The organism is Brevibacillus sp. DP1.3A (assembly GCF_013284245.2).
Classification (GTDB): Bacteria; Bacillota; Bacilli; order Brevibacillales; family Brevibacillaceae; genus Brevibacillus.
On sequence record NZ_CP085876.1, the window covers coordinates 1,463,018 to 1,473,773 of the forward strand.

Consider the following 10,756-nt stretch of genomic DNA (forward strand, 5'->3'; position numbering starts at 1 on the left):
ATTAATCGTAAGCGAACTCCTCAACCATTATAACCCATACAAGTAGAAAAACAGGAGAGAAAATTCGAAAGATGATAGGCAAAAAAACCTTGCAAATCCAATCGGTTGCCGATAAGATGAGGATGACTGTAAAGAAATTGTCACATTTTTCTATGGCTGACTTTGTGCATTTTTTCACAGAGTGGTTCGGGTGGCATCACAGGGCAATAATTCCGATACTACACGGATCATGAAATGGGGCATCTTAATCTGTACCAGACCACGTGAAAAATCGCACAATCTTCCTTAAGTTACCATGAACAATGACATCATACATGATTGGAAGGGATACTGATGGGTACACCCAAAATCCTGATTCTTGGCGCTGGATACGGTGGTTTGCTCACAACGTTGCAGCTACAGAAAAAGCTCAACTACAATGAGGCAGAAATCACCTTGGTCAACAAGCACAACTATCACTACATCACGACTTGGCTGCATGAGCCGGCTGCAGGTACAGCACCTGCGGATCATGCCCGCGTCAGTCTGGATGGCATCTTGAACAAGGACAAAGTCAACTTTGTCAAAGGAACGGTGCAAGCCATTCAGTCAGAGGAGCAGACCGTCACGCTCGAAAATGGCGAAGTGCTGTCGTATGACTATCTCGTCATCGGATTGGGCAGCGAGCCAGAAACGTTCGGAATTGAGGGACTCAAGGAGCATGCGTTTAGCATTCGCAGCATCAATGCAGTCCGCAATATTCGCGAGCACATTGAATACATGTTCTCCAAATTTAAAAATGAGCCGGATCGTACGGACTACCTCACGTTTGTTGTGGGTGGAGCTGGCTTTACAGGTATTGAGTTTTGTGGAGAGCTCGGCGATCGTCTGCCAGAGCTGTGCCGAGAATTCGATGTCGATCCAGAACTGGTGAAAGTCTACTGCATTGAGGCAGCACCAACTGCATTACCTGGTTTTGATCCAGAGCTGATCCAATACGCAATGGATGTATTGGGGAGAAAAGGCATCGAGTTCAAAATTGGAACACCGATCAAGCAGTGCACCCCGGATGGCGTGCTGTTGGCTACCGGAGAAGAAATCAAATCGAAGACGGTGGTTTGGGCAGCAGGTGTCCGCGGCAACAGCATCGTGGAAAAAGCAGGCTTCGAAGTCATGCGCGGTCGCGTCAAGGTAGACGAATACTTGCGTGCGCCTGGTCATGAGAATGTTTTTGTCGTAGGAGATTGCGCATTGATCTTCAACGAAGAAGGACGTCCTTACCCGCCAACTGCGCAAATTGCGGTACAGGAAGGCGAGACGTTGGGTGAGAATCTGGCTGCATTGGTTCGTGGCGATCTGCCTCAAAAATTCACCCCGCATTTGCAAGGGACACTGGCATCTCTTGGAAAAGGTGAGGGCATCGGGCAAGTTGGTTCGAAAAAGCTGTTCGGCAGCACAGCAGCCATGATGAAAAAAGCGAGCGACCTGCGCTACTTGTACAAAATTGGCGGCGTCGGTCTCGCCTTGAAGAAAGTAAAGCTGTAAAACGATGCGTCACGCGAGCATTCAAGTCCGGGGGCTCATGGTCCGCGAAGAGATGGATCGGTACAATGCCTTGATGGAAGTGGGAGCTTTTCTGGAGGAACAGGGGCGACACGATTTGGCATGGCATGTACAGCGTGAAGTAGATATTCTCATCCTGCCTGCCATCGAACGGCTCAAGGAAAAGGGCCGCGAAAGGGATCGGGAAAATCTGCGATACATGATCGATAATGGGCTCCTTGATGACGAGGATGATTGATAGGTACCCCCGGCGAAGAAGAGCCGGGGGTTTCGTTTAGCTAGGATATGGAAGGAGAGAGCTGGATGCGCGAAGGGAAGGTTTGGCTAGGCGCCTGCGGGATCGTCATTCGCGGGCAAGAAGCTTTGGTTGTCAAAAAAACGTACAGCGGACTAAAAGGACAATGGTCATTTCCTGCGGGATTCGTGCAGGAGGGCGAGACTGTAGATGAAGCAGCAGTGCGTGAGGTGCTGGAAGAAACGGGTGTCGAGGCAGTCGTGCGACAAGTAGCGGGAATCCGTTCAGGCGTCATCCGGGAGTCTATTAGTGACAATATGGTCGTTTTTTGGATGGATTACATAGGTGGGGAACCGCGCCCGCAGGAAGGTGAGATCGCGGAGGCGAGATTTATGCCGATACAGGAGCTGCTTCATGACCCGCTGTCCTCGACTTATTTGAAAATCATATTGCCGGACTATATCAAACGGGAGCAGGGAATGACAGGTCAATCGTTTGATATCGATCCCATTTTTCAATACACTTCCTATAAAATCTTTAAGTAATCCTGCGAAAGAGCTAGATAAACCGCAATGTTTCCGCTTACATTGCGGTTTTTTTATGGTTTTTTCGCGATGAACTGCATTGTGAACCAAGGGGAGATTCTGATATAGTTAGATACATCAAAATAATCTGAAAATACATGCAATTAATTCTCACGCATGTATACCGAAAGGGGAGCTCAACATGAGACAAAAACAAGAACAGTGCCCATACTGCCATGGCCAAGGGTATTTCCAACTGCTCCTGGGGGGCTCGGAGAATTGTCCTAACTGTGACGGAGCAGGTACACAGGAAGCTCAGAAGGAAGCTGTTTCTTCTCATCAATAATGATTAAGGAACCTCGCATAGAAAACCGTCGAAGCGAATGCATCGGCGGTTTTTTCTGTCAGGCACGCAACACATACGATGGGCTTCTCTTATTGACCGATCCCTCGATTTTTTGCTACACTTAATACCGAAAATAGCCCGTCTTTCCTATATTTGCCGAGGAAGTGGCAAAAGGTGGAGAAGGTGGCAGGAGGTCTTTTTCGTCGATGAACTTGATGCAATTTATGGTATCCATTGTTCTGTTCTCCGTGCTAGGCTTTGGCATTGGGTTTATTTTAAACATGATTTTGAAAACAACATGGTTTCCTGTTGTGATCAGCGTTGGTGTAGTCGTAGGTGCACTTGTCTATCAACAAATCGTTCCGGGAATTTGGGATTCGCTTATTCTGGGCTGCGGCATGGCAGGTACAGTGGCGAGTGGCTGGACCATTCAAACGCTTCGCAAAAAAGGATATCGGATGTTTTAAAACAAGTACAAGCAGGCCTTTATTTCGGGCCTGTTTTTCTTTTGTCATTTTATTGGAAAAACGTGCAAGTGACTGAATATTTCTGTAATCAACCAAAATTTGTGTATACTTTCCTCCTCGTCGGGACATGACTAGAAACGAGAGGAGGTTTACCAAGAAATGAATGGAAAGCAGTTCGTAAGTATCGTCGCGCTGTTCATCCTGGTCTTGACGGCCTTCGCAAGCGATGGATACAGCTATAATGTTGTAGGAGACCACGGTGTCTCATCTACTTTTGGAATCAAGGAAACGAAAGAGGGGCAACATATCGTCAAAAAACGGACGGTATCTGCCAGTTCTCTTACTCAAGTGATTGATAAAGCGGAAGTATTGCACGATCAATATCCAAAAGTACGTGTAGTAGCGACTGGCTACTATGCTGGTTACGAATCGACGGGCAAAAATCCATCTCACCCGTCCTATGGCATTACATATTCAGGTGTAAAAGTACGTAGAGACGACTATTCCACGATTGCAGCTGATCTGCGCGTTTTCCCGCTGGGGACCATTTTGTACATTCCCGGTTATGGATATGGCGTTGTAGCTGACAAGGGTGGAGCGATTCGCGGCCACAAGATTGACCTGTATTTCGAGACCAAGCAGGACGTATTCTCGCAATGGGGGAAAAAATCAGTGGACGTGTACATCGTAAAAAAAGGCGAAGGCAAGGTAACGGAAGCTTTTCTGAATAGCTTGAATGAAAAAGGAATCGCAGCCATGGCGGAACCCGTCAGCGGCAAACAACAAACTGAATAGCAACGAACGAAAACGAATGGATGCCGCATCGGTGGCATGATAGAAAAAAGAAAAAAACGTTCAAGGCAGAAGCTTTGAACGTTTTTTGTGTCATTTTGTATGAATCAAATTAACCAGCTTCTCCAGTCCTTCCAAAATGCGAGGAGAAGGGCGGCAATATAGGCCTTCTTCCAACAAATGGACCTGAGTGTTTCGAATCGCGGTCATGTTCGTCCACTCTGGGCGGTTTGTGATCATGTCAGGCTTGATTCGCTTCAGTTCAATTCCGCACCAGACGACACAAATATGATCGGGATTGCGTTCCATGACCATTTCCCGCGTAGCCTTGACGTTTGCGACAGGATAATCTGCAAAAATATTGGTGGCACCCGCAATCTCACTTACATCGGTCAACCAGTTTTCCTGACCAGGTGTGTAGATGGGATTCGGCCACCATTCCCAGTACAGCTTCGGGCGTTGAGCGTACTTTGCAGCCTTTTGGCGGATGCTTTCAATGGTTTCGTCAAATTCAACTGCAAGCTGCTCGGCTTGCCTCTGTGTTCCTGTCGCCTCACCGACGAGTCGGATATCGTGAGCGATTTCTGCGATCCGGGAAGGGTTCAGCACGATATGAGGAATGTCTCTATCACGCAGAGCCTCTATATTTTTCTCCATGCCAGGAACAGAGAGCGATGCTACGACCAGATCCGGTTGGAGGGCAGCGACCAGATCCATATCGATTGTCAAATCGGGTCCAACCCGGGGGAGATGCTGCCACTCCTGCGGCCAGTCAGAGTGATCATCCAAACCGACGACATGCTCATGCAGGCCTAAATAATACAGGATTTCGGTATTGCTGGGACAGATGGAAACAATGCGCATGGGAGCCCTCCTTTAAAAAAACGGATGGAGCAATAACGCAATCATGACGCCTAACCAACCGCCGATCAATACCTCGATCGGTTGATGACCGAGCAGTTCTTTCAGTTTTTTCGCTTTTTCCTGGTTAGGGCGTACTTTTAACGATTTCATGCCTTCTAACAGGTGATTGAATTCATCGACCAGCTTATTTAAGACAACGGCTTGCATACCGGCATGGCGGCGGACACCTGCGGCATCAAACATCACGATCACACCGAGAATGGCAGAAATAGCGAACATGTTGCTGCCAAAGCCTTCACGCAGTCCCACGGCTGTGGATAGTGCTGTCACGGCAGAAGAGTGGGAGCTGGGCATACCGCCTGTACTCATGAGCAGTGACCATTGCCACGTTTTCGTTGCAAAAAAATGGAGGGGAATTTTGATAAATTGGGCGATCCCTATGGCTAGCAGTGCTGCCCATAAGGGGAAGTTTTCAAAAAAATCCGCCACGGAAAATCCATTCCTTTCTACTGTGCGCTTATCTCTAGGATTATTGTAACAGAAGGGCGTTGTCTTAATCCGTGAAGTTTTTGTTTGGATGTAAAGTCATTGCCAATCTGTGTTACCATGAAGACGGAAGGTTCGAAACGGAGGCATGCATCCATGGGGTATCCCGAGCAGTATTTACAGTTCATTGATAAATTCAATGATGGCGAATACTACGAATGCCACGATCTGTTGGAAGACATCTGGATGGAAGATAAGTCAGACAAGTTTTTGCAAGGATTGCTGCAATTGTCAGTCGGACTGTATCACCAAGAGTACGGCAATATAAAAGGTGCTCGCTGGATGTTAGGCAATGCACGAAAGTATTTGACTCGTTACCAGCCAGTTCATTGGGGACTGGACGTAACAAGAGTTCTTCGTTACATAGATGAATGCGAGAAATTGTTGCCGGAAAAGGATGTCATTTCTTATACAGAGGCAAAAGCCATGACGTTTCCACCCTTGCGCTTATATGTCGACACATCGTTTTAAACAAATGTGCCCATATTGTATCCTACCACAGAGAAAGAGGGAAGAGTATATGAAAGTAGCAGTAGAAAAACGCATACAGCTTGTGAATATCGCGTGTGATGAACTGATTGTCCCCCTATGGAAGGGTGAGGAGATTTCGCAAGTATACCCGGAATTGGACGAAGCTTTTGGAGGCAGTCTGAGTGGCTTGCAGCAGGACAAGGAAATTACGGGTGAGGCAAAGGAAATTACGGTTGTCCACGGAATGAACAACGTAGCTGCAAAAAAACTGTTGATCGTAGGGATGGGCGAACCAGGCAAATTTGATTTCGTAGCAGCCCGCAATGCATGGGGACGTGCAGCCAAAACGGTTGTGGGTAAAGGCAACGGTAAAACAGTGGTGATTGATTTGCCAACAACAGAGCATCTGAGTGCTGACCGTCTGGCGCAGGCAGTGACGGAAGCCTTTGGACTTGCCGAATACAATTACGAGGGCTACCGTCAAAAGGCAAAGCGTGAGTCTGATCCAATTGCGACGGTGCAAATTTTGTCAGCAGATGCGGATGCTTCATTGGTACAGGCAGGTGTTGCACGTGGTTCGGCGCTCGTATCCGGGACGAATCTGGCTCGCACACTCGTTAATGAACCAGCTAACTACTTGACTCCACGCGCATTGAAGAATGCGATGGTCGAGGTAGCAGAACGCTATGGCATGACTGTGGAAGTCATGGAAAAAGCGAAGCTGGTAGAGCTGGGGATGGGCGGAGTGCTTTCTGTAGCACAAGGCAGCGAGCTTGAGCCTTATGTCGTGGTAGTCAAATATCAAGGAAGAGACACGTGGGACGATGTCATTGGCTTGATCGGTAAAGGCGTGACATTTGATACAGGTGGGATCTCCATCAAGCCAGTAGCAGGCATGGAAGACATGAAGTCGGACATGGGTGGAGCGGCTTCGATGATCGGCGCATTGGAGGCACTGGGACAAATTAAACCAAAAGTAAACGTACTGGCTGTCGTCGGTACCGTGGAAAATATGCCATCCGGAACGGCATTCCGTCCGGGGGATGTCATCACGACCATGAGCGGTAAAACGGTAGAGATCATTACGACAGACGCAGAAGGTCGTCTCGTACTGGCTGATTGCATCACCTATGCAAAAGAGCAAGGAGTGTCTTGCCTGGTGGATGCTGCTACCTTGACAGGTGGTATCGTGGTCGCGCTCGGTCATTTCTGCTCTGGTGCCATGACCAACGACAATGCACTGTTGGATGAACTGATGAAAGCAGCAGACGTGGCGGGTGAGCGCTTGTGGCAGCTCCCTACCTTCGATGAGTACCGCAGCCTGAACAAGAGTCGCTTTGCCGATTTGAAAAACTCGGGTGGACGTTATGGCCACGGCATCATCGGCGGTGTTTTCCTGCAAGAATTCGTTGGCGATACACCGTGGGTACATCTGGACATCGCGGGTACGGCGTACACAGCAAGTGCTGGTGACATGCAACCAGCTGGCGGTACCGGAGCAATGACACGTACGATTGTTGAGTTTGTTTCCAGTCGTAGTGAATAAGAGATAATTCAATATCCCATTTCCATATAAAAAAGGAGTGTTTTCACATGGCACAAAATCCAAGCAACGAAGCACGTCGTCAACTGCTGGAGGATGCAAAAACGATCGCAGTAGTGGGTCTGTCTAACAAGCCGGACCGCACCAGCTATATGGTATCGCAAGCCATGCAGAACGCGGGTTACACGATCATCCCGGTCAATCCTATCATCGCGGGTGAAACGGTTTTGGGTGAAAAAGTATTGGGGAGCCTGACTGAGATTGATCAGCCAGTCGACATCGTCAACGTGTTTCGTCGCAGTGAAGACATCTTGCCTGTTGCACAGGAAGCATTGAAAATGCAGAACAAGCCAAAAGTGTTCTGGATGCAACAAGGTATTGCCAACGAAGACGCGGCTCAATTGATTGCTGATCAAGGTATCGAGGTTGTGCAGGACATGTGCATCAAGGTAGATCACGCCCTTTTGCGGGTTGGAAAATAAGAGACTGACAATCGAGGGAGTGGAAACAACATGTTTATCAACCCAGCGGCAGATACTAAGCGCGATCGAATTCCACCCAATCAAAAACAGACGACAGGCTTTCCTGTCCTGCACTATGGAGAGGTTCCCGAATATACAGATCTGTCTACGGAGTGGAGCTTTCGCCTTTTCGGTCTCGTCGAAGAAGAAGTGACGCTGACCTACGAGCAAATGATGGCTATGCCAAAAGGCGGCACGACTAACGATATTCACTGCGTTACAGGCTGGAGCAAGCTGGACAATGAATGGGAAGGTATTCCGGTGGAGGAAGTTCTGAAGCTGGTAAAGGTGAAGCCGGAAGCGAAGTACGTCATGCTGCACGCTGAGCACGGATGGACTGTGAACATTCCGCTTGTCGACTTTATGAAAAATGGCAATTTGTTCGCTACGAAACACAACGGCGAAGACTTGACCCCTGAGCACGGCTGGCCGCTGCGCTTTGTCCTTCCGCACCTCTACTTCTGGAAAAGCGCCAAGTGGGTGCGTGGGATTGAGTTTATGGAGAAAGACAAGCAAGGGTTTTGGGAGAAAAACGGGTACAATATGTATGGAGATCCTTGGAAAGAGCAGAGGTTTGCTTGGGATTGATTTGGGAAAAGAGGCGGTGATTACCCGCCTCTTTTTTTGTTTTAAAGGATTTAATTTCACAAGCTGCTCGGCGTCCTGGTCCACCTACGGCTTCACCAGTTTTCTTTCATAGTACGTGCCATATCGATGACTTCTTGATTTGTTAGCTTAATTTGCACCACCTTCTAAAATGAAGATATGGGGAAAGCAAGGCGAGTGACGTCCCGCTGATCGCAAGACAGGCCACTACCTTGCCATTATGTAAGCTTTTTCGCACGTGGCTTGACAATTTGTCTTAAAAAAACGAGTGAGATCAAAAATAGATCAGCATCGAAAAATCCTCGCTATCTGTGCAGATGCGAGGATTTCCATTCATATCGTTATGCTATGCTACCTTAAATGTACCTGTAATTTCCTGAAGCTCCTGTGCCAATATATTTAGAGATTGGGTTGAAGCTGAAATTTCCTCCATTGTAGCCAACTGCTCCTCAGAGGAAGCGGCAACCAACTGTGAGCTCCCAGCTGTTTCTTTGGAAATCCGTTCAAACTCAGAAACAGTAGCAGAGATCTCTTCGGAACTGGCTGACATCTCTTCTGCCAAAGCTGATACCTCTTGAATTTGATCGGTGACGTGCTGGATTTTGTTTACTATTTTCTGGAATGATTCACCTGCCTCGTGGACGACACTGATCCCAGATTGAACATTTTGGTTTACTTTACTCATCGTGCCTACGGCATGGTTCGTATTGCTTTGAATCTCGTGAACCAAGTGTGCAATCTGTTTTGCTGATTCCTCCGATTGTTCAGCAAGCTTTCTTACTTCATCAGCCACAACAGCAAAACCTCTTCCATTCTCTCCCGCTCTGGCAGCTTCAATCGCTGCGTTTAACGCCAATAAATTGGTCTGCGAGGCGATGCCGGTAATCACATCTACGATTTTGACAATCTCTTCAGAGCGTTCACCCAAGAATTTTATGACATTGGTTGAGGTATCTACAGCCTCCTTGATTGAGTCCATCTGCTCGACAGCTTCTCGAATCGAAGTATTTCCTTGTATCGCTTCCTCGGAAGCCTCTGTGGAGGAGGCAGAAACCGTATAGGCTGATTCTGCAATTTTTTGGATGCCTACTGCCATTTCTTCCACGGATCGCGCACTCTCCTCTGACCCGTGAAGCTGTTGCTCCGCGCCATTGGCTACTTCCTGAATCGCCGTTGTAATGACAGTAGTGGCTTCCGCTGTTTGTTCCGCGCTAGCTGCCAACTCTTCCGAGCTCCCTGCTAAGGAAAGGGCATTGTCGTTAATTTTGCTGACAACGGTACGCAGTCCAGCGATCATTTGATTAAAATCTTTGGTAAGTGTCCCAATTTCGTCCCTGGATTGATATTCTCCGAATACAGTTAGGTCGCCAGCTTGGGCCCGGCTCATCAGTTCCTGTATTTTTTTTACCGGTTTTGTAATCATATTGCTAATGACAACACCGATTACCGCTAGTAGAATAACAAACACGATGACAGCAACAAGCATGAAAGTAGCTTCAGTTTCGGCATTTTGCTTGTTTTCTGCATTGACCTTCTTTGTATCATCGGTCATGTAGTCCGAGAATTCCTTCATCACATCGAAGGTCTCTTGCTGCACAGCGTGGACTTTTGTTAGGTAATACTGATAGGCTTCCGCGTTCCTGTTGGTTGTAGCAAGTTCTATTGTTTTATTTCGTTCAGTAACGTAAGTGTCATACAATCCCTTGAATTTCTTGAACAGCTCGCTTTTCTTCTGATCGAAAGCGATGTTGTCCAGATCGGCTATTACTTTTGCATTATCATTTTTCACTTGTTCAATATTGTCTATTAATTCTTTATTCCTTTTCTGGTCTGTGGTAACCATTAGTTCCATAAAATAAGAGGCATTGGTCTGCATATTGGTGCGGATCTTGCTGATCGACTCGACAGCATAAAAGTTTTCGTTATACAACGTTTCCGAGCTTTCGGCCAGATCTCTTGTGGAAATGTACCCAACCCCTCCGACTGCGATCAACATCATTAATGCTAGGACAATAAGCGTAAAGATTTTGTAATACAACTTCAAATTTCGAAAGAACATCTGCTCTCACCTTTCTTATGAAAATACGATATGCTTGTTGTTTTCCGCTATTTTTGAAACTTTAAACATTTTCGTAGACTGTTAAAGTCGATAACACCGACGGTTAGAAGCAACGACTGACCGAGGAGGGCATTTTTTTACCTGACTAGTTTGGGGTATGTTAGATAAAGTGTAGGGACGGATCACGGAACTAGATTCGAGGACGAGGCTGGTTCACCTGATTGGTGAAAAGAAAATGGA

The 10,756-nt window shown here is 47.3% G+C and carries 13 protein-coding genes; 10 read left to right on the plus strand and 3 right to left on the minus strand.

Annotated elements, in window-relative coordinates; translation table 11 throughout:
• The first annotated feature begins 333 nt into the window (after positions 1-333).
• The 6 genes from HP399_RS06805 to HP399_RS06830 all read left to right on the plus strand — a co-directional run bounded on the left by HP399_RS06805 (position 334) and on the right by HP399_RS06830 (position 3,909).
• On the plus strand, positions 334-1,524 hold the full coding sequence (locus HP399_RS06805) for an NAD(P)/FAD-dependent oxidoreductase (RefSeq protein ID WP_173616477.1): 1,191 nt from the start codon (positions 334-336) through the stop codon (positions 1,522-1,524).
• 4 nt (positions 1,525-1,528) lie between these two features.
• Positions 1,529-1,780, plus strand: coding sequence for a hypothetical protein (locus HP399_RS06810; RefSeq protein WP_173616476.1), 252 nt, complete (start codon positions 1,529-1,531; stop codon positions 1,778-1,780).
• 65 nt (positions 1,781-1,845) lie between these two features.
• Positions 1,846-2,322, plus strand: coding sequence for an NUDIX domain-containing protein (locus HP399_RS06815; protein ID WP_173616475.1), 477 nt, complete (start codon positions 1,846-1,848; stop codon positions 2,320-2,322).
• 160 nt (positions 2,323-2,482) lie between these two features.
• The gene (locus HP399_RS06820; protein WP_157966770.1) at positions 2,483-2,647 is read left to right on the plus strand and encodes a YuiA family protein; all 165 of its coding nucleotides are present in this window, start codon (positions 2,483-2,485) and stop codon (positions 2,645-2,647) included.
• A gap of 206 nt (positions 2,648-2,853) precedes the next feature.
• A complete protein-coding gene (locus HP399_RS06825) occupies positions 2,854-3,114 on the plus strand; it encodes a YuiB family protein (protein ID WP_007716738.1) in 261 nt (86 codons plus the stop codon).
• 159 nt (positions 3,115-3,273) lie between these two features.
• Positions 3,274-3,909 (plus strand): 3D domain-containing protein, encoded by a 636-nt coding sequence (locus HP399_RS06830; RefSeq protein ID WP_173616473.1) that lies wholly within the window; start codon positions 3,274-3,276, stop codon positions 3,907-3,909.
• A gap of 90 nt (positions 3,910-3,999) precedes the next feature.
• On the opposite strand, the gene HP399_RS06835 is transcribed toward HP399_RS06830, so the two are convergent.
• Positions 4,000-4,770: a cobalamin-binding protein gene (locus HP399_RS06835; RefSeq protein ID WP_173616472.1), complete on the minus strand. Its 771-nt coding sequence runs from the start codon at positions 4,768-4,770 to the stop codon at positions 4,000-4,002.
• Positions 4,771-4,782: 12 nt separating this feature from the next.
• Positions 4,783-5,259, minus strand: coding sequence for a divergent PAP2 family protein (locus HP399_RS06840; RefSeq protein WP_047074924.1), 477 nt, complete (start codon positions 5,257-5,259; stop codon positions 4,783-4,785).
• Between the two features lie 153 nt (positions 5,260-5,412).
• On the opposite strand from HP399_RS06840, the gene HP399_RS06845 reads away from it, so the two are divergent.
• From HP399_RS06845 to HP399_RS06860, 4 genes are read left to right on the plus strand one after another with little or no spacing between them, the layout of a single operon-like run.
• Positions 5,413-5,787 (plus strand): DUF309 domain-containing protein, encoded by a 375-nt coding sequence (locus HP399_RS06845; protein WP_173616471.1) that lies wholly within the window; start codon positions 5,413-5,415, stop codon positions 5,785-5,787.
• A gap of 49 nt (positions 5,788-5,836) precedes the next feature.
• On the plus strand, positions 5,837-7,333 hold the full coding sequence (locus HP399_RS06850) for a leucyl aminopeptidase (protein ID WP_173616470.1): 1,497 nt from the start codon (positions 5,837-5,839) through the stop codon (positions 7,331-7,333).
• Positions 7,334-7,380: 47 nt separating this feature from the next.
• Positions 7,381-7,812 (plus strand): CoA-binding protein, encoded by a 432-nt coding sequence (locus tag HP399_RS06855; RefSeq protein ID WP_173616469.1) that lies wholly within the window; start codon positions 7,381-7,383, stop codon positions 7,810-7,812.
• A gap of 30 nt (positions 7,813-7,842) precedes the next feature.
• On the plus strand, positions 7,843-8,439 hold the full coding sequence (locus HP399_RS06860) for a sulfite oxidase-like oxidoreductase (RefSeq protein WP_173616468.1): 597 nt from the start codon (positions 7,843-7,845) through the stop codon (positions 8,437-8,439).
• Between the two features lie 364 nt (positions 8,440-8,803).
• Here the strand turns inward: HP399_RS06860 and HP399_RS06865 are convergent, their stop codons facing one another.
• On the minus strand, positions 8,804-10,516 hold the full coding sequence (locus tag HP399_RS06865) for a methyl-accepting chemotaxis protein (RefSeq protein ID WP_173616467.1): 1,713 nt from the start codon (positions 10,514-10,516) through the stop codon (positions 8,804-8,806).
• Between the last annotated feature and the right edge of the window lie 240 nt (positions 10,517-10,756).

Excerpts from the sequence above, each read along its gene's own strand:
- HP399_RS06805 (WP_173616477.1), top strand. The coding sequence starts at position 334 with ATGGGTACACCCAAAATCCTGATTCTTGGCGCTGGATACGGTGGTTTG.
- HP399_RS06810 (WP_173616476.1), top strand. The coding sequence starts at position 1,529 with ATGCGTCACGCGAGCATTCAAGTCCGGGGGCTCATGGTCCGCGAAGAG.
- HP399_RS06815 (WP_173616475.1), top strand. The coding sequence starts at position 1,846 with ATGCGCGAAGGGAAGGTTTGGCTAGGCGCCTGCGGGATCGTCATTCGC.
- HP399_RS06825 (WP_007716738.1), top strand. The coding sequence starts at position 2,854 with ATGAACTTGATGCAATTTATGGTATCCATTGTTCTGTTCTCCGTGCTA.
- HP399_RS06830 (WP_173616473.1), top strand. The coding sequence starts at position 3,274 with ATGAATGGAAAGCAGTTCGTAAGTATCGTCGCGCTGTTCATCCTGGTC.
- HP399_RS06835 (WP_173616472.1), bottom strand. The coding sequence starts at position 4,770 with ATGCGCATTGTTTCCATCTGTCCCAGCAATACCGAAATCCTGTATTAT.
- HP399_RS06845 (WP_173616471.1), top strand. The coding sequence starts at position 5,413 with ATGGGGTATCCCGAGCAGTATTTACAGTTCATTGATAAATTCAATGAT.
- HP399_RS06850 (WP_173616470.1), top strand. The coding sequence starts at position 5,837 with ATGAAAGTAGCAGTAGAAAAACGCATACAGCTTGTGAATATCGCGTGT.
- HP399_RS06855 (WP_173616469.1), top strand. The coding sequence starts at position 7,381 with ATGGCACAAAATCCAAGCAACGAAGCACGTCGTCAACTGCTGGAGGAT.
- HP399_RS06860 (WP_173616468.1), top strand. The coding sequence starts at position 7,843 with ATGTTTATCAACCCAGCGGCAGATACTAAGCGCGATCGAATTCCACCC.
- HP399_RS06865 (WP_173616467.1), bottom strand. The coding sequence starts at position 10,516 with ATGTTCTTTCGAAATTTGAAGTTGTATTACAAAATCTTTACGCTTATT.